Genomic DNA, 19,493 nt, shown 5'->3' with positions numbered 1-19,493 from the left:
CCCAAAATATCAGTTGTTATGCGTTTAAATTTTATCTCAAAAAACAATCAAACCATAAGTGTGTGGGTTTGATCTGCATCCTGAATGTGCAGCTAGCAAAGTGCACAGCCTGCACCCTAAATTAACGAGTAGTAAGGTGCGATATGAATCTGAATCTAAGTCAGTTTCTTCGATTCCCTCAATCCCGAATTTGGCGCTACTTAGCCCAAGTAACTGTCGTTGCGATCGCTTACGCCGTGGGGGCGAGACTAGCATTTGCAATTCAAGGTGTCAATCCCTTTGCTTCCTCGGTGTGGCCGCCCGCAGGAATTGCACAAGCCGGACTTTTATTATTTGGTAGAAAAGTCTGGCCTGCGATTGTTTTGGGTATATTTATACTCAATTTTGTTAACCCAACTGAACAGATCTTTGCACTTTGGCTGGGAGGAAACATTGGCGCTATTCTGCAAGCTGTTTTTGCAGCAACTGTGCTGCGCTGGCTGGGGTTTCGTCCCTCTCTAGAACGATTGAAAGATGTAGTTAATTTAATCTTGTTTGGCGGTCTAATTTCTACTCAAATCAGTTGTACTATCGGCGCGCTTTCCATATATTTGGCTGGCAAAGTAGATTTGTCAGAATATTGGTCGCTTCGGTGGAATTGGTGGTTGGGTGACGCAATGGGAGTTTTGATTTTGACTCCCTTAATCCTCATTATTTTTCGTCCTCAAGTAACTGCAGATCGCTTAAAAATAAAAACACATCTTCCGAAAAATTATTTAATTTGGCGGGGAGTATGGTTGATATTATTAATTGGGGTGAGCTGGTTTGTATTTGAGTCAAAAAATGACGCTTCTCTTTCTCGCTATCCCCTTGAATATTTGCCGTTTCCTTTGATAATTTGGGCGGCGCTCCAATTCGGTCAGCGGGCCGCTGTTCTGGCATCGTTAGTTGTCTCAAGTATCGCAATTTTAGGCAGTTCTAATGGAGGTGGCCCGTTTATAGCCAAAGCAGAAAATATTAGTCAGGCTATTTTATTTTTACAAGCTTTTATGGCTGTAGTTACGATTACTTCGCTGTTATTGGCAGCGACGGTAGCCGAACGCGCAGCAGCCGAAAATTCTCTGCGAGAAAGCGAAATTAAATATCGAGATTTGGTGGAAAATGCTAACAGCATTATTGTCAAATTGGAGCCAAAAGGCACAATTATTTTTTTTAATGAGTTTGCCGAAATATTGTTTGGTTACAATCAGGAAGAAATCCTTGGAAAAAATGCAGTGGGAACAATTATTCCCCAAACCGACCTCGAAGGGAATAACTTAGAGTTGGTTTATAATGAAATTTTACAAAATCCCGATCGCTTTACTAACTATGAAAATGAAAATATCCGGCGTGACGGATCTCGCATTTGGGTATCTTGGGCAAATAAACCGCTGTTTGATGCAGCGGGGGAACTCCAGGGCATCCTCTGCATCGGCACAGATATCACCGATCGCCGAAAAGCTGAAATAGCCTTGCAAAAGTTGAATGAAAAGCTGGAAATACGAGTAGAAGAGCGGACAAATGCCCTGAAACAAAGCGAAATTCAGCTACAGAAACAGAAATCGGCATTAATTGATTTAGCCAAAAATAAAGCGCTGAATCAAGGGGACTTAACCAAAGCGCTTCAAGAAATAACTGAAACTGCTAGCCGTACTCTGGAAGTTGCGCGATCGAGTGTCTGGTTGTACGATCGCCCTAAATCTAAGATGGAGTGCTTGGATTTGTTCGATCGCACCGCCAAGCAGCACTCAAAGGGTATGGAATTAGCAGAAGCAGACTATCCTGTCTATTTTCAAGCACTGCGAGAAGAACGCGCAATTGCTGCCTTTGACGCGCAAAAAGATTTTAGAACTAGAGAATTTGAGGAATTTTACCTAATTCCCTTGGGCATCACTTCCATGCTAGATACCCCGATTCAAATAGGCGGAGAAATAGCAGGAATTCTCTGTTTGGAACACGTAGGAATGCCCCGCAATTGGACTATTGAAGAACAAAGTTTCGCTGTTTCTCTAACAGATTCTGTAACTTTCGCAGTGGAAGCGCGGGAACGCCAGCGCGCTGAAAAAGCGCTGCGACAAGCTGAGGCCAAATACCGCAGCATTTTTGAAAATGCGATCGTCGGCATCTTTCAAACTACTCCCGATGGGGAATATCTCAGCGTCAATCCTGCTTTGATTCGCATTTATGGTTACAGTTCCTGCGAGGAGTTGATGGCAAATTTAACTGATATCAACCGCCAGCTATATGTAGACCCAGAACAGCGGGCAGAAGTCATAGAATTAATGCGAAGTAACGGCAAAGTATCGGATTTGGAATCTCAAGTTTACCGTCAAGATGGCAGTATAATTTGGATTGCCGAAAATGCTTATACTGTCTGCGACATACATGGAAATTTGCTTTATTACGAAGGTACTGTTGAAGATATCACAACTCGCAAAGAAGCTGAGGCAGCTTTGCGCTTAGAACAAGAAAAATCCGATCGCCTCCTGCTCAACGTGTTGCCGCAAGCGATCGCCGAAAGACTCAAACAAGACCAAAGCATCATCGCCGATACTTTTGCCGAAGTAACAGTATTGTTTGCCGATATAGTCGGTTTTACCCAAATTAGTTCCCAAATTTCTCCGCCGGAATTAGTTTCGTTGCTTAACGACATTTTTTCTACCTTCGATCGCCTAGCCCAAAAGCACGGATTGGAAAAAATTAAGACGATTGGTGACGCTTATATGGTAGTAGGAGGGCTGCCGGTGCCCCGTAGCGATCATGCAGAGGCGATCGCCCAAATGGCCCTGGATATGCAGCAGGCAATTATTGATTTCAGCCACACCCAAAATCAAGATGTCAGCATCAGAATCGGCATCAACAGCGGCCCAGTTGTCGCCGGAGTCATCGGCATCAAAAAATTCATCTACGATTTGTGGGGAGACACCGTTAACACCGCTTCCCGCATGGAATCCCACGGCTTACCGGGAAGCATTCAAGTCACCTCTGCAACTTATGATATATTGCAGTACAAGTATGTATTTGAAAGTCGTGGCGCGATCGAAGTCAAAGGCAAAGGTGAAATGAACACTTATTTTCTCACAGGCATTAAATTGTAAAAGAAGGAAGAAGGAAGAAGGAAGAGGGAAGAAGGAAGAGGAAAAACAGAGGGAAAAAGGAATAAACAATGTTCAGCTCATATTTATGCAATTAATTAGATCCTAATCGTCTTGGCTGTGGGCATAGCCAGTTAAAAATATAAAGCTCAGTATGAACCAAAACAAAAATCTGTTTCTGCGATTTGCTCAATCTATAAATTGGCAATACTTAGCAAAAATAGCTGCCATTGCCTTTGCTTACGCTTTAGGAGCAAAAATAGCAGTTTCAATCCCCGGCGTAAATAAATTAGCTACCTGCGTCTGGCCGCCCGCAGGAATTGCACAAGCTGCACTTTTATTATTTGGTCGGCGAGTTTGGCCGGGAATAGCTTTAGGCGTATTTTTTTACGAAACTATTAACCTTAATGTGTCTTTAACACTTGCAATAATTAGTGCTTTTTGTGCTTGTTTACAAGCTTTATGCGCTTTTACTTTGCTGCAAAAGCTCAACTTTCGCCCCTCACTTGAGCGGCTAATCGATGTAGTCAATTTAGTCTTTTGCGGTGCTGTAGTTGCCACTCAAATTAACTCCACTCTCGGCACGCTGCGCCTCGGTGTAACTGGTTTAATTGAGTGGAGCGAATATTGGCCAATTCGCTGGAATTGGTATCTTGGAGATACATTGGGAGTTGTAATTTTTACTCCCCTGCTGCTGATTATATACCAAAAACAAGCCACACGCCATCCACAAAATACAGGCAGTCAAACAATTGTAAATCGAATCAGTGCCGGAATATGCCTGCTGTTATTAGTAACAGTCAGTTGGCTCGTCTACAACTCAAAAAGTGAAAGTAATCTCTCCGGGTATCCCCTCGAATACTTGCCATTTCCCTTGGTAATTTGGGCAACCATTCAATTCGGCCAGGTAGGGGCTGTTTTAGCATCTTTCATTGTATCCTGTATCGCCATTTGGGGCGGTTCTCAGGGAGGTGGCCCTTTTATTGCCAAAGCGGAAAATATCAATCAGGCAATCTTATTTTTGCAGGCTTTTATGAGCGTAATTGTAGTTACATCGCTGCTGTTGGCCGCCACTGTAGCCGAACGCGCCTCAGCAGAGGATTCGCTGCGACAAAGCGAAATTAAGTATCGGGAATTAGTGGAAAATGCTAACAGCATTATTTTAAAACTAGATACGGAAGGAAATATTACTTTTTTTAACGAATTTGCACAGATTTTTTTTGGTTACGATGAAAAAGAGATAATTGGCAAAAACGCCGTGGGAACAATTATTCCCCAGAGAGATACAACAGGAAATGACTTGGCAGCAAAGTTGAGAGATATTTTGCAAAACCCAGAACAATACACGCGAAATGAAAATGAAAGTATCCGGCGCAGCGGCGATCGGGTTTGGGTATCGTGGGCAAATAAACCGCTGTTTGACTCGGCAGGAAATTTTGTGGGAATGCTGGCAATCGGTACGGATATCACAGACCGCAGGCGAGCTGAAATGGCGCTTTACAAGCTGAATGAAGAGTTGGAATTTAGAGTGAAAGAACGAACTAATGCTCTGAATGATACTTTAAGTGCACTGCGAGTTCAACAGGAACAATCGGAACGCTTGCTGTTGAATATTTTGCCTGAAGAAATAGCAAATCGGTTGAAGCGGGGAGACAGTACGATCGCAGACACTTTTGCTGATGTTACTGTCTTATTTGCGGACATAGTAGGCTTTACTCAACTCAGTTCGCGAGTTACTCCAACGGAATTAGTTGCTTTGCTGAATGATATCTTTTCGACATTTGACAACCTAGCAGAAAGACACGGTTTGGAAAAAATTAAGACGATTGGCGACGCTTACATGGTAGTTGGAGGGCTGCCAATTGCTCGCCCGGATCACGCAGAAGCGATCGCAGAAATGGCCATCGATATGCAGCAGGCAATTACTGACTTCAGCAATATCCACAATCAAGATTTCAGCATTAGAATCGGCATCAACACTGGCCCGGTTGTCGCCGGAGTCATCGGTATTAAAAAATTTATTTACGATTTGTGGGGAGACACCGTTAACACCGCTTCCCGCATGGAATCTCACGGCAAGCCAGGGAGTATTCAGGTAACAGAAACAACTTATCAGCAATTGCGAGAAAAGTATTTCTTTGAAAACCGCGGCCTTATCGAAGTTAAAGGCAAAGGCCAGATGACTACTTATTTACTGCAATGCCGAAAATTGCTCTAGTAAAGGTTTTTCTCTAAAAGTAAGGGCGATCGCACTCTCAAATGTGCGATCGCCCTCATTTTAATTTAGCCAAGTTTTTTAAAGCTTGTAAAGATTAATTCCAGCTTCCTTCGCCATGATTTCCAAACCCTTGTGTTGCAAGGTTTTAATCGCCTTTGTAGAAAGGTGCAATCTTACCCAGCGCTTCTCCTGCGGCCACCAAACCCGCTTCCACTGCAAATTTGCGCCTTGCAACTTGTGAGTGCGGTGGTGCGAGTGAGAAACCGCAAAACCGTTATTCGCCTTCTTCCCCGTTAGCTGACATTTCCGTGACATATTGCCCTCCAGACTACTTGTTTGTGATGCAGCCTTTTATTATAGAGCAATCGCGGACTACGCCCCTAGCCCCCCCAAAAAAAGGGGGGACAAGAAAAACCCTGTAGCCTCACTGCTGAATGGGGTACAAGCAAACCTGCTGTTTCCAGCAGAGACCGCAACAAGCAAACTCTGCTGCTCCCCCCTTAGCAAGGGGGTTGGGCGGGTTCTTACATTGCACGTTCTGTTAATTTTGTCAAGACATTGTTCGATCGCTCAACAAACTCCTGCATCCCTTCAGCATCGAAACCCTTCTGGGCCATCAAAGCCAAGTCGTAAACGTGGTGACAAATCATACTCGCCAACTCAGCCGACGGAGACTCCCCGCCGCCTTGAATAATCGCACCCTGACTCAAACTAGCCAGATTTTGAATCAGCGGGTGAGAGGTATTCACCAACAAAACGTGTTCTTCGGGGAATTCGGCGGCTTGCTGCTGCAAAAGCGCCGTCATGTCGCGCATCCGGCGCAAAGCTTCCGGTAAAAGTACGATCGCAGGTGGCGCACCCTCCGTAGAGTCAGACTTCAAAGCTTCAGTGCGAATGTTCACTTTCGGCTTATTGAGAGCCTTTTGGAACATTTCTTTAACTTGTTCGCTGCGAGTCTTATTCGTCGCCGGATCGACAATTTCCGCTTCTTTCTCTTTGTCAATTAGCGTGTCGTCAATGTCCGAATCCACCCGCGAGAATTTGACATCTGAGTATTCTCTTTCCAAGAAGCTGATAAAGTGCGTGTCGATGAAAGAATCCATAAACAGCACTTCTAAACCTTGGCTTTTGTGCAGTGCGACGTAAGTTGCTTGAGACGCAGGTTCTGTGCAGTAAAACACCCGATTTTCGTGACGTGTTTGATTGCGTTCCAAATACTCTTTTAGAGTTGTGTAAGGCTGCGTGGAACGAGAATTATCCGACTTCGGAGTGACATCTTGCCATAAATCTCCTTCCTCTGTTTGCACCTGAACTTCTGGCGTTGCAGTTTCTGGCTTCTCGGCTGTTGGTTCGTAGGTGCTGCGGTAGATTAAAATATCTTCGACTTGCTTTTTGAACTTGTCATCGTTGAGAGTTCCGAACTTGACAAAAGTGCCGATATCTTGCCAGCAGCGGATGTATTCGTCACGGTCGTCGCGGTAGAGTTCTTTCAGGCGATCGCCCACTTTTTTCGCAATATAGTCAGCGATTTTCCGCACCGTGCGATTGCTTTGCAAAGAACTGCGAGAAACGTTCAGCGGAATGTCGGTACTGTCAATAACTCCCCGCAGTGGCATCAAGAATTTCGGGATAATTTCTTCGCAGTGGTCGCTGACAAAAACCTGGTTGCAGAATAGCTTAATATTGCCTTGGGTAACATCAACATCCGGCCGCAATTTGGGAAAGAAAAGAATCCCGTTGACAATGAAAGGATAATCTGTATTCAGGTGTACCCACAGCAGCGGCTCATCTTGGAACGGGTAAAGGTAGCGGTACAGTTCCAAATAATCTTCTTTTTGCAAATTGCTGGCTGATTCCCGCCAGATTGCTTTGTGCTTGTTGATTTCCTCTCCCTCAAATTTGATGGGGACAGGCATGAAATCGCAGTAAGTTTTGATTAACTGCTTAATCCGGGTGGGATCTACATACTCTTGTTCTTCGTCTTGGAGTGTCAGAGTAATCGTAGTACCGCGTTCTGTGCGTGCGGATTCTGATAGTTCAAAAGCTGGGGAACCGTCGCAAGACCAGTGTACTGCTTGGGAGCCTTCTTGGTAAGAAAGAGTGTCAATCTCTACTTTCTGAGCCACCATGAAAGAAGAGTAGAAACCGAGGCCGAAGTGACCAATAATTGCGTCGTCGCCACTGCCTTGGTATTTTTGAATAAATTCTTCTGCGCTGGAGAAAGCGACTTGGTTGATGTATTTTTTTACCTCGTCGAGGGTCATGCCGATGCCGTTATCGGAAATTGAGAGGGTTTTGTTTTCTTTGTCAATTGCTATGTTGATGTGCGGTTCGCCAATGTCGCCGCTGTACTCTCCGGAACGGGAAACCATTTTGAGTTTGGCAATGGCATCGACGCCGTTAGAAATTAGTTCCCGCAAGAAGACTTCGTGGTCAGTATATAGCGACTTCTTGATAATCGGGAAAATATTTTCGGTATGGATTGAGATTGTTCCCTGTTCTAAAACTGTCATAATTTTTCTCTCTGATGACTGCTAATTGCTTAGAAATAGCTATTTAATGATTTTCGGCGATCGTGCTCTCTTCTGCAAAAGGGATTACCACAAAAAGATGATTCGGTTTTCCCCACATCTTGCACAATTCTCAATCAGCCTTTCACGGGCGGGCTAGAAAATGCCAACTCCTACTCCCCACAAGATAATTCACTTTTTGTCGGACAGGCTCGAAAGGCCTGTTAAGCGAACATGGTGCAAGATGTCAGTTGCCCTCACATAGTAGCTCACAAAGGCAACTGCAGGAGAAAGGTGCTGCCGGAACCCAATTGGCTGCGGGCGCTGAGGCTGCCGCGGTGGGCGCGGGCTATGGTTTGGGCGATCGCCAATCCCAGTCCCGAACCGCCTGTATGGCGCGATCGATCGCTGTTGACTCGGTAAAATCGATCGAATATTCGCTCTAAATCTGCCGCCGCGATCCCAATACCGGTATCTTGAACCTGAACGATCGCCTCGATGTGATTGCAATCTAAAATAACTGTTACTTTCCCGCCCGCCGGAGTGTATTGAATGGCATTAACAATTAAATTAGCAACTAAGCGATAAAGTTGGTCGGAATTGCCGACAACATTTAATTGTTGTTGCACCCGCACGGACGAGGTTATGGCTACCTTAGAAGCGATCGCCAAAGCTGCCAATTCCTCTACTAAATCGCTCACCAAGTCATTCAAACAACACAATTGAGGGCGATCGCGTATCGCTTGATTATCCATGCGAGCCAGCAGCAGCAAATCAGCCACTAACTGAGTTAACCGTCGGTTTTGGCGATCGACTGTTTGCAAAATTTCCCGCGCTTCTTTTTCATCTAATTGAGGCGTCAACAGCGCCGATTCTACAGTTGCTTGAGATGCCGCTAAAGGCGTCCGCAATTCGTGGGCAGCATCCGCTGTAAACTGTTGGATTTGTCGGTAGGAATAATAAATCGGTTTCATCGCCAATCCGGCCAATAACCAACTAGCAAAGCCGATCAAAATTAATGCTGTAGGCAATCCTAATTTCAAAACCCATTTCACTGTACTGAGATAATCATTAAAGTCTTGCAAGCTCCGCCCAACTTGAAAATATCCCCAATCTTGCTGTGTTTGGGTATGTAGCGCTACAGAAATTTGATGATAAACATTGCCTTTGGTGTCAGTTATTGTTTGCCAGTATTGGGAGTTAAATTTTGCTGGTAATTCTTCGGGATAAGCGCCTGCTGTAGCAATTAATTTTCCCGAATAATCAAATAAACGAATATAGTAATAGCCTTGGTTGATAGCGCTTAAAATATGGCGGCTTGGTAACTGTTTTTTAAGGCCATTCACTCCTATTACGCGGAGGTTGGGCAAAAGCTCATTGACTATTGGTTCTAGGCGTCCGGGCTGCTGCAATTTTGTTTCGAGGCTGTCGTGTAGCGTCCCCGCTACTGATTCTAATTCGCGATCGATGGCGATCCAGTGCGCGTGGGCGATCGCCTTGTATACGCCAAATCCCAACAAGCTTAAAATCAAACCCATTACAGCCGCATAGGAAATGGCTAATTGCCAGCGAGTTCGGTTAAATAGTTTGTTTTGATTCACATTAAATTCACTAAATTTTAATATTTAACAAAGTATATTGTAGTGGCAGGTTTACCAAAAATTCAGCAAAAAACAAACAATCTCAAAAACCCGCCCCCACCAAACGATAAATTTATATCTCTCCCCTTTTCATTCGGTATCCGACGCCGTGTACGGTTTCAATTAAATTCGTGGCGCCAACAGACTCAAGTTTTCGCCGCAGCAAGCGCACTTGAGCTGCTACCACATTGCTAAAGGTATCTGCACTCGCCTCCCATAGCTGATTCCGAATTTGGTCAGTGGTGATAATTTGGTTGGGATGTTTCATAAAGTATTCTAGCAGTTGAAACTCTTTGTTTGTTAGAGAAATTATCTGGCTGTTACCACTTCTATCGAGATGACAAACAGTGCGATTCCCGCAATCTAAGGCTAGATTCCCTACCTGTAGCTGTTGCGGTTGAATTTGGGGAGATCGCCTTTGCAAAGCCCGCAATCTTGCTAACAGTTCCGCCATGCCAAACGGTTTAACTAAATAATCGTCAGCCCCGGCATCTAGTCCCGCCACTTTATCTTCCATACGGTCTTTTGCTGTCAGCATCAAGACGGGCAGGGCGCTATTTTTAGCACGCAATCTCCGCAGCAGTTCCAATCCTGACAATCCTGGTAGCAACCAGTCAAAAATAGCCAGGTTATATTGCGTCCACTGACTGTCTAAATATTCCCAAGCTTCATTGCCATCTAGGGCCCAATCAACTATATATTTTTCCTGCTTTAAAGTGCGATCGATCGCTTTCCCTAAATCTGGCTCATCTTCAACTAGCAAAACTCTCATAACTCTAATTTATAGCGGTAAATCCTTATACATTGTTAGCGATCGGCAGCATCTACCCCAACATCTAACCTCACATACTGAGATGAAATCAGCATGAAATCTTCTGACTTCCCAGAAAAGGATAACAGTTGACAATAATTGACAACAAGCTGGTAATGTCTTATAATCAACCATGAGTTAAATTTTGAGAAATTTTTTCAATAAGTATGACAGATTTATCCGATCGTCCCGCCATTAAAAAGGCTGGGCGCTGGAGTCGCCGCCAACTGCTACAGCTAGGAATAGCTGGTGCTGGGGTAGCGGGCGGCGCGATCGCACTTCAACACTTGACTCGCAAACCGACATCAGTCGCGAGAATACCGCCCATGCCCGCAGATGCACTCACCGTCAGCAATATCAACCCGATGCAAATTGTGCGCGATTTTGATTACGGCACGGTGACGCGCGAAAACGGGCGCACGGTTCGGGAATTTCGCCTGGAAGCTAATACTTCGATCGTCCAACTTAATAGCGCCGTCACTTTCAACACCTGGAACGTTAACAATCGCGTGCCGGGGCCGACATTAAGGGCAACTGAGGGCGATCGCATCCGCGTCATCTTTTCTAACAAAGGTGGACATTCTCACTCGCTGCACTTTCACGGCATTCATACCAGCGAAATGGATGGCGTTAAGCCAGTGAGAAACGGTTCGGTATTTATTTATGAATTCGATGCCAATCCTTACGGAGTGCATCTATATCACTGCCATATTGCTCCTGTAACTCGCCATATAGGTAAAGGACTTTATGGAATGTTCATTATCGATCCGCCAAAACCCCGTCCTCCCGCGGATGAAATCATGTTAATCATGGGAGGATACGACGTAAACGACGACGAAAAAAACGAACTTTACGCTTTTAACGGGTTGCCCAATTATTACATGAACAACCCGATCCCTATTTACCGAAATCAGCTAATCCGGCTGTACGTTCTTAACCTGATTGAGTACGAAGCGGCAGTGACTTTTCACCTGCACGCCAACTTTTTTGATGTGTACCGCACGGGAATGACTTTGACTCCCAGTGAAAGAACTGATGTCATTACAATGGGAGTAGCTGAAAGACATATCTTAGAATTTACCTACGGCTACGCCGGAAAATTTATGTTTCATCCCCATCAAGATGCGATCGCCGAAGCAGGCTGCATGGGTTTATTTGAAGTCATCGCTTAACCCAAATCGCGATCGATCGGCGCCGATTCAAGTTAAGAAAATCTTAAATTATCTACCAAAATTTCTCATAAATAGGTAGAATCATTAACTCGCAAATAATTAGGAAACTTTCTTAATAACAGGCGAGTCCTACTGCACCTAACCCAAAAATCATCAACTGCCATGTTACCATCCTTTCGCCAATTACCGACAGCCGCTGCTACAGCCATCCTCGTTGCTTTGGCTGGTTGCGTTTCCACCCCCACCGCCAGCAACACCGGCAGCACCGCCTCACCCACCGCCACTGCTAGTCCTGCAGCAACAAGCGGCCACAGCATGAATCACAGCGGCAAAGGCGGAATTAACATTAATACCGCCATTCTTTCCGAGTTAGATAAACTCGAAGCCAAGTTAGGAATCCCGGCACTTTCTAACAAAATTCAAGCCAGCCGCCCTTACGGAAAAACAGAAGAATTGGTCTCTAAAAATGTCATAAATCAAGCCCAATTCGACCAAATCAAAGACTTGGTAACTATTGAAAATGTGGTGCTGACAGGCGAGCCAAAAGATGTAGACTTCATGACTAAACTTGGCTTGATGAAAGGGCATCTTTTCGTAGCCAAAGAACTCTTGGATCAAGGCAAACCCGATCAAGCCGAACCTCACATCGGGCATCCAGTCGAAGAAATTTATGCCGATGTGGAAGATCAGCTAAACGAGCGTAAAATTCCCGAATTTAAGGCTACTTTAATTAAATTGCAGGATTTAGTTAAAGCGGGTGCAAAAGATCCGGCTCAAGTGAATGCGGAATTTGACACATCTATGCAAGCAGTTGACGGAGCAATTGCCGCTCTTCCCGAAGCGCAGCGAAAAGATCCGAAATTCGTGCTGCAAGTGATTAACGGCTTGCTGGATACAGCTAATTCCGAATACGGAGCCGCAGTTGCTAACGGCAAAATTTCCGCAATTATTGAATATCAAGATTCGCGGGGTTTTGTCATGTACGCGGAAATGTTGTACAAAGATATTGCCGATCAAGTGGCTAAAGCCAGCCCTGAGATTGACAAAGCAATTGTTGCCAACATGACTGAACTTAAGACAAATTGGCCAACGGCGATCGCACCCCCCGCCCCCATCAAAACCACCGAACAAGTCAACCAGCTAGTTAAAACGATAGAAAGCGACAGCCAAAAAGTTTTCAAACCAGCATCCTAAAAAAGGTTTGTAGTGCAGACTTAAGTCCGCTCCAATCTTGCGGACTTAAGTCCGCACTACAAACCTTTCAAATATTATCGAAATTAAGTAAGTCTTTTTCCTTCTTCCTTAAGTCGCCGGATAACTAAAGCCTTCTTCCCTCTTCCCTCTTCCCTCTTCCCTCTTCCGAGGGACTTACATCCGTTACATCCGTTACATCCGTTACATCCGTTACATAATCCGTTGCCGAACTTCCTTCTTCCTTCTAATTAAAAAAATGAATTTTAGCGAAGCATTGCCCACCTTTGTAATTACTCTCCGCGAAGGAGTCGAAGCAGCCTTAGTTGTCGGAATCGTTCTAGCTTGCCTCAAAAAATCGGGACAAAGTTATTTAAATCCTTGGGTTTTTGGCGGTGTCGCCGTCGGACTTATTGCCAGCGCTTTGATAGGTGTACTGTTCGGCTGGACAATTCAAATTTTGTCCGCATCCAATCAGCCCTTTGCGCCAATTATGGAATCCCTGCTAGAGGCAACCTTTGGACTTTTAGCAATCGCAATGCTGAGCTGGATGCTGCTCTGGATGACCAAGCAAGCGCGATTTATGAAAGCCGAAGTCGAAGGCGCAGTAAGTGCTGCCTTAACGCAAAATTCTCATGCAGGTTGGGGCGTATTTAGTTTAGTTTTGATTGCAGTTTTGCGCGAAGGATTTGAAACCGTTTTGTTTGTTGTCGCTAAGTTTCAACAAGGCATTCTTCCAGCCTTCGGCGCTTTGGCAGGAATACTTTCAGCCACCGGAGTTGGCGTGCTGCTGTTTAAATGGGGAGTGAAAATTAATATCCGCCTGTTTTTTAAGTATATGGGCATTTTACTGCTCTTTATTGTAGCGGGTTTAGTCGTATCTACTTTGGGATTATTTGACAGCGCGGTGAATATTTTATCGCAAGCCAATCGCGAGTCAGCGGGGATGTGTTTCTATTACGAAAGATTTGCCAAAGAGCACTCTTGCATTCTCGGGCCGATGGTGTGGAATACCTCGAAAGTGCTTCCCGAAGAAAAGTTTCCCGGCTTGTTGCTGAGCGCGATGTTTGGCTACACTGACAAACTTTATTTGGTGCAGGGTCTTGCTTATTTCGTGTTTCTAATCACCGTGGGTGGCATTTATCTCCAAAGTTTGAGCGGTAGAGTATTTTTTCCCTTCAAAAAACAGCAGTAACGAAATAGAAAATTAAGTGCGATCGAAATACGATCAGCTTTTTAGTCGAAATGCAAGAGGCAGTTGTTTGTTGCTAATAACTAATGCGCCCATAAGTTAGAGCGCATTAGGAAATCAGCTATCTATTGATTGAAGGTAAAACGACCATCAACTTTTTCTCCGTTAATATCCGCAGTCACCTTCACTGGATAATTTCCTGCCTCTTTGACTGGAAATACAACGGCGTAATGTTTACCATCAGCATCATATTTGAGGTCGAGCGTTTGCTGGTTTCCGTTCGGTAACTGCACTTTTGCCGCCACTTTGGCATTAGGAACTGGTTCCTTTTTCTCCCCTTTTTGCAAATAAAGATCTAAATGAGTTCCGGTAGCTTCTTTTTCAGGTACAAACTCTAAATAGTAAGCTCCAGACTTTACAACTTGCCCCCCTTTAGTTGCTGTTGCAGGATCAGTGGCGGGAGTAGAAGACGCAGGTTGAGAGGCGACAGGAGGGGATGCTGGAGTGGTATTTGGCTCGTTTGCTTCGTCACCTTTACTGCAAGCTCCCAAAAACAGCAATCCGACACTACCTAGAACAATTAAACTTGAGTTGAGCGATTTCATTGGTTTGACTCCTTGCTGACTGACAATAATTAGAAAATATCACACATTAACTACCTTCCCGTCTTCAACAACAGGCTGAGTTGATTTAGGTCGTAAAAACCTCCAAAATTGAGCGTACAAAGCTGGCAAAACTAACAGAGTTAAGGCAGTTGAAGTAAACAATCCTCCTAAAACTACGATCGACAAAGGTTGCAAGATTTCCTTTCCGGGGCCGCCTTCTAAAACTAAAGGTGCTAAACCCAAGGCTGAAGTTAAAGCGGTCATCAGGATGGCGTTGAGCCGTTCCATCGAGCCTTTAACAATAGCTTCTTTAAAGGGCATTCCTTCAGCAAATTTAGAGTTATAGTTGTCTACTAGCAGCAAGCCGTTGCGGGTAGCTACGCCGAATAATGTGACAAAGCCAACCAGGGAAGCTACGGAAATTATACCGCCCGTCAAAGCTACAGCAATTACTCCTCCAACTAAGCCGAGGGGCAAATTAATCATAATCATCGCAGTTGAAGCGATCGACTTGACGGAAAGGTACATTAATACGGTAATTACCAAAAAGGCGATCGCACTAAACACTATAATATTTTGCGAAGCCCTTTGTTCCGCCTCAAATTGACCGCCGTACTGGATAAAATAGCCAAACGGCAACTGCACCTCTCGTTTGACTTTAGCTTGAATTTCAGTCACAACCGATCGCAAATCCCTACCTTTAGCATTAGCCGCCACCACAATCAACCGAGAAACATTCTCGCGGTTAATCGTATTTGGGCCCGTACCGTATGTAACAGTCGCAACTTGCGCGAGGGGAATTTTATTACCGCTGGGAGTATCAACCAACAAATTCTGAATAGTTTCGAGGTTATTTCGGGCTTCAGGCTGCAACCAAACAACTAAGTCAAAAGTTTGCTGCACCTCCAAAACTTGTGATACAACTTTGCCATTTAAAGCTGTTTCAATGATTTCCGAAAGTTCTCCAATTTTCAAACCATATCTACCCGCAGCTTGGCGGTTAAACTTAATTTGAATTTGTGAGACTGGTACTTGCGGTTCTAGTTGCAAATCCACAATTCCCTTAACAGTTTTCATTTGTGCTTCAACTTGAGCGCCGAGGCTGCGAAGTTGATTCAAATCCGGGCCAAATATTTTCACAGCAATTTGACTTCTGACACCGGACAAAACCTCATCCATCCGATGAGAAATAAAACCGCCGATATTTGGTGCAACTCCCGGCAATTTACCAAATTCCTGCCGCAGCGACTCCAAAGTTTTCGGCCTATTTTTCATCCCTTCCTCGCTCAAACCGATATCGATGTGAGCTAAATTCACTCCCGCAGCATCAGCATCACCCGGAGCTCGGCCCGATCGCACTTGCACGTATTCAAACCTGGTATCATCCTTAAGTGCATCTTCCATAGCAAAAGCCGCGCTATCCGTCGTCTCCAAAGACACACCCGGATAAAGCAGAATAGTATTCACCAAAGTTTGCTCCTGAAACTCCGGCAAAAACACTCGTCCAAAGGAAGGCAAAATCACTAATGCAGCCACCATACTAGCAGTAGCTAAAGCCAAAATTATCGCCGAATAGCGCATTGATAATTCGATAAAAAAGTGATAGATGCGCTTGCAAAATCTCGGCAACCAAGGTTCCTCAGCACTCATGCGTTTGCTCGGCAATAAAATAGCACAAAGAGCAGGAGAAATGAACAGCGATTCCAGACTAGAAATCACCACAACTACCAAATAAGTAATTCCCATCGGCGTAAAAATCCGACCTTCAACACCGGGCAAAGTAAAAATTGGTGAAAACACAACGATGCCAATAACAGTTGCTCCAATTAACGAATCGCGCACCTCCTGACTGCCATCAAAAATCACATCCATCACCGGGCGCGGATGCCCAGAAGCAGTATTTTCTCGCAAATTGCGGTAGGTATTTTCAGCATAAACAATCGCATCGTCGATCGCAGTTCCGATCGCCACCGACAAACCGCCCAAAGTCATCGTATTCAATCCCAGCCCCAGCCAATACATCGCCAGCAGCGCCAACAGCCAAGTCAGAAAGAAATCTAGCAAAACAACCGCCAGAGTGCGCCAATTCATCAAAAACGGGATGAGAATAATGGTGACAATGATACTACCTTCAACTAAAGCCGATCGCACATTCTCCACCGAGGAATTAATATATTCTTCCTGTCGAAAAGTCACAGTAACTTTAATATCTTTGGGCAGAGCTTGCTGCACCTGGGCCATTGCTGCCTCAACCGCTTTAGTTACCGTCGGAGTATCAGCAACTGGCTGCCTATTTACCATCACAATCACAGCTTTTTTGCCATTAAAACTACCATCGCCCCGCTTGATTGCAGCACCAATCTTGACATCAGCGACATCAGCAATTCTGACGGGCGTTCCGTGGCGAGAGTCGATCGCAGATTGCCGCAAATCTTCCACCGACTCAATCCGCCCCACGCCTCGAATTAAAGTTTCTTTATCCGGCGTAATTAAATACCCTCCCGGCGCGTTAACATTCGCCGCCGCTACAGCTTCGGATACTTGCTGCAAAGATACATTAAATGCTTTCAGTTTGGCTGGTTGTACTAATACTTGATACTGCCTCTGATCGCCGCCGTAAGCCACAACTTGAGCAACGCCAGTCACTGCCAGAAGACGATTTGTCACTTGCCAATCAACCAGACGGCGCACTTCCATCAAAGGAGTAGTTTCCGAGGTAAAAGCATAAGTAATTACCAAGCCAACCGGAGAAGTTGTCGGAGAAATTTGCGGTGTTTCTACCCCAGCCGGGAGTTTGCTTTGAGCTTGCTGCAACCGTTCTGTTATCAACTGGCGCGCTTGATAAATTTCAGTTCCCCAATCAAAGATTACCTTAACGGCAGAAAGGCCCACAGCGGAAGACGATCGCACTGCTGTTACCCCAGGAGTTCCGTTAATTGCACTTTCGATCGGCAGTGTTACCAAAGACTCGATTTCTTCCGGCGCCAGACCCGGTGCTTCCGTCTGAATTTCGACTTGCGGGGGTGCAAAAGGCGGGAAGACATCAAGGGACATTTGGGGGATGATATACAATGTCCAAAGACTAATAATAATGGTGGCGATAACAACTAGCCAGCGGCGGTTAATTACCCATCTAAGAATAGTGCTGAACATTTTATGATTTTATAGAGGTGATGACTACCAGCCACCGTTGGGCGAGCGACGTTAAATAGTCATTCAATTTACGTTGACACCCAAAAATGAAATTAGGATGAAATCTTTTAACTTCCAACCTTGATTAATAAGTCATCTAAAATTTAAACTCTCAAATGATATAACCTGTCTTGCTATTTTTGACAATGCAGCTTACAATAGTTATTATGCAAGCACCAAAACACTACTCGCACGCCCCAATCACCGAAGCCTTGATTGATATACAAGTTAAACTTCCACCAGAAGTTAAACTTGACAATTTGGCGCAGGTGTACTCCAGCATTCAGGCTGAGTATCCTCAGCGTGAAGAGGTGTTACTTTTTCAGGGACAAATGATGGCAGGTGCTAGTGTTGGGGCAACAGCCAGCCAATCTCCAATTGGCTATATAGCCTCCCGCGGCGACCAAAAACAAATTCTTCAACTGCGTTTAGATGCTTTCGCATTCAGTCGGCTTGCCCCTTACGACTGTTGGGAAAATTTTCGGGATGAAGCAAAGCGACTGTGGAATATCTATCAGTCGGTGACACATCCAGAAGCAATTGTTCGTTTAGCACTCAGGTATATTAACAGGCTAGATATTCCTTTACCGATTGGCGATCTCAAAGAGTATTTGAGGACATTTCCGGAAGTTTCCCCTGACTTGCCACAAGGATTAAGTGGCTACTTTATGCAGCTACAAATTCCGCAAGAAAACTTGGGAACAATGCTGGTTATTAATCAAGCAATAGTTCCACCTCCCACACCTGATTTTGTTTCTATAATATTGGATTTAGACCTATTTTTGGAAGGGTATATTCCTCCTGATGAAATAGGGCTTTGGCACATTTTAGAACAAATGCACGAACAAAAAAACATAGCTTTTGAAGCTTGCATTACAGAACGCATAAGGGAGTCGATTAACTGATGGCTACAATTACCCCCCTACGTCCTAAGGGCGTTTCACCATCACCAAAATTGCTGGTGTTAGAGCCAAAAGCCACAGCTCAATTACAAAGTCCTGAAGGTCGAAAACTTGCAGCACTAGCTGATGAAGTGTTGCGGAATTTAACAGTTGTCAAACAATACTTACAAACTCTAGAAAGCATTGGCGAAATAGACTGGCAGCCAGTACCGCCAAAGCGTTCGGAACGAGTAATGATGCGTGCTCAGTTCAAAGGGCGTAAAAAACCTCTGCCGTATATTTTCGATGAAGAATGAGCGTAGAGCCTTTCTGGGTGCAGGTCAATGAATCCACTCTCAGGCAAGGTGATTACCTGCCTGGGTGTCTCGTACCAATACCAGTATTTGACCCAACAAATTTTGGCAAAAACAGTGAAATTCAAGACGTACAAATAGAAGTTAATGAACTCGATTTAATTGTTCTCACCCAAAGCTGCGATCTGGATAATAAAAAAGTAGCTCAGGTAGTCCTGTGTGCAATTTACCCTATTTCAGAATTTGAGGAAAATAACGAAGCATTTAAGAAAAAAGGAAAATGGAATGAAGTTTTAAGAGGGAGAACAGAAGGTTTGCACCTGCTGGCATCACCAACGAACCCAGATAATAACAAAGAATCACTGGTTGTAAATTTTAGAGAAATCCAAACCTTGCCTTACGAATATGTGTTGAAACACGCTAGTAATTTAAACGATCGCTGGCGATTAAAATCTCCTTACCTAGAACACTTTTCTCAGGCATTTGCACGTTTATTTATGCGAGTTGGTTTACCATCGGCTATTCCGCCTTTTTAAGTCATTTCATGTAGGTTATAATTGCTAGATTAAACAAAATTTGTATCCGCTCAATAAGTAGGGGTAGCAGAGAAAAAAAAGTAAGCAGAGTACACAAAGTGTCATAAAATAGGAAACA

General features: G+C 44.6%; 14 protein-coding genes. 8 read left to right on the top strand and 6 right to left on the bottom strand.

All coding sequences use genetic code 11. The features are described from left to right. Nucleotides 1–143: 143 nt before the first annotated feature. The gene (locus QUA44_RS25615) at nt 144–3,116 is read left to right on the top strand and encodes an adenylate/guanylate cyclase domain-containing protein (RefSeq protein WP_333255565.1); all 2,973 of its coding nucleotides are present in this window, start codon (nt 144–146) and stop codon (nt 3,114–3,116) included. A 151-nt stretch (nt 3,117–3,267) separates the two neighbouring features. Beyond that, complete coding sequence (locus tag QUA44_RS25610; protein ID WP_333255567.1) at nt 3,268–5,331, top strand: adenylate/guanylate cyclase domain-containing protein; 2,064 nt, start codon at nt 3,268–3,270, stop codon at nt 5,329–5,331. A gap of 78 nt (nt 5,332–5,409) precedes the next feature. Here QUA44_RS25610 and rpmB read toward each other — a convergent pair whose 3' ends face one another. From rpmB to rppA, 4 genes are all read right to left on the bottom strand, one after another. Beyond that, complete coding sequence (gene rpmB, locus QUA44_RS25605) at nt 5,410–5,646, bottom strand: 50S ribosomal protein L28 (RefSeq protein WP_333255568.1); 237 nt, start codon at nt 5,644–5,646, stop codon at nt 5,410–5,412. A gap of 209 nt (nt 5,647–5,855) precedes the next feature. Further along, nucleotides 5,856–7,844, bottom strand: coding sequence for a molecular chaperone HtpG (gene htpG, locus QUA44_RS25600; RefSeq protein WP_333255570.1), 1,989 nt, complete (start codon nt 7,842–7,844; stop codon nt 5,856–5,858). A 266-nt stretch (nt 7,845–8,110) separates the two neighbouring features. Then, complete coding sequence (gene rppB, locus QUA44_RS25595; protein WP_333255572.1) at nt 8,111–9,442, bottom strand: two-component system sensor histidine kinase RppB; 1,332 nt, start codon at nt 9,440–9,442, stop codon at nt 8,111–8,113. Between the two features lie 112 nt (nt 9,443–9,554). After that, the gene (gene rppA, locus QUA44_RS25590; RefSeq protein ID WP_333255574.1) at nt 9,555–10,253 is read right to left on the bottom strand and encodes a two-component system response regulator RppA; all 699 of its coding nucleotides are present in this window, start codon (nt 10,251–10,253) and stop codon (nt 9,555–9,557) included. Nucleotides 10,254–10,459: 206 nt separating this feature from the next. Here rppA and QUA44_RS25585 point away from each other — a divergent pair, with 206 nt between their 5' ends. From QUA44_RS25585 to QUA44_RS25575, 3 genes are all read left to right on the top strand, one after another. Further along, the gene (locus QUA44_RS25585) at nt 10,460–11,464 is read left to right on the top strand and encodes a multicopper oxidase domain-containing protein (RefSeq protein ID WP_333255576.1); all 1,005 of its coding nucleotides are present in this window, start codon (nt 10,460–10,462) and stop codon (nt 11,462–11,464) included. Nucleotides 11,465–11,626: 162 nt separating this feature from the next. Further along, on the top strand, nt 11,627–12,658 hold the full coding sequence (locus QUA44_RS25580) for a helix-hairpin-helix domain-containing protein (protein WP_333255578.1): 1,032 nt from the start codon (nt 11,627–11,629) through the stop codon (nt 12,656–12,658). 256 nt (nt 12,659–12,914) lie between these two features. After that, the gene (locus QUA44_RS25575) at nt 12,915–13,850 is read left to right on the top strand and encodes an FTR1 family protein (RefSeq protein WP_333255579.1); all 936 of its coding nucleotides are present in this window, start codon (nt 12,915–12,917) and stop codon (nt 13,848–13,850) included. 122 nt (nt 13,851–13,972) lie between these two features. On the opposite strand, the gene QUA44_RS25570 is transcribed toward QUA44_RS25575, so the two are convergent. Both QUA44_RS25570 and QUA44_RS25565 read right to left on the bottom strand, forming a co-directional pair. Continuing rightward, nucleotides 13,973–14,452, bottom strand: a complete 480-nt coding sequence (locus QUA44_RS25570; RefSeq protein WP_333255581.1) for a hypothetical protein — start codon at nt 14,450–14,452, stop codon at nt 13,973–13,975. 39 nt (nt 14,453–14,491) lie between these two features. Beyond that, nucleotides 14,492–17,605, bottom strand: a complete 3,114-nt coding sequence (locus QUA44_RS25565; RefSeq protein WP_333255583.1) for an efflux RND transporter permease subunit — start codon at nt 17,603–17,605, stop codon at nt 14,492–14,494. A gap of 206 nt (nt 17,606–17,811) precedes the next feature. On the opposite strand from QUA44_RS25565, the gene QUA44_RS25560 reads away from it, so the two are divergent. From QUA44_RS25560 to QUA44_RS25550, 3 genes are read left to right on the top strand one after another with little or no spacing between them, the layout of a single operon-like run. Continuing rightward, nucleotides 17,812–18,549: a TIGR04255 family protein gene (locus QUA44_RS25560; RefSeq protein ID WP_333276770.1), complete on the top strand. Its 738-nt coding sequence runs from the start codon at nt 17,812–17,814 to the stop codon at nt 18,547–18,549. Beyond that, complete coding sequence (locus QUA44_RS25555) at nt 18,549–18,842, top strand: hypothetical protein (protein WP_333255587.1); 294 nt, start codon at nt 18,549–18,551, stop codon at nt 18,840–18,842. Before QUA44_RS25560 ends, QUA44_RS25555 begins: the two co-directional genes overlap by 1 nt. Then, nucleotides 18,839–19,375, top strand: coding sequence for a hypothetical protein (locus QUA44_RS25550; RefSeq protein ID WP_333255589.1), 537 nt, complete (start codon nt 18,839–18,841; stop codon nt 19,373–19,375). Before QUA44_RS25555 ends, QUA44_RS25550 begins: the two co-directional genes overlap by 4 nt. Nucleotides 19,376–19,493: the final 118 nt, after the last annotated feature.

The organism is Microcoleus sp. N9_A2, assembly GCF_036701775.1.
GTDB lineage: Bacteria > Cyanobacteriota > Cyanobacteriia > Cyanobacteriales > Microcoleaceae > Microcoleus.
Note: the sequence above shows the minus strand (reverse complement) of the source record. Positions and strands in the feature narration are given on the sequence as shown.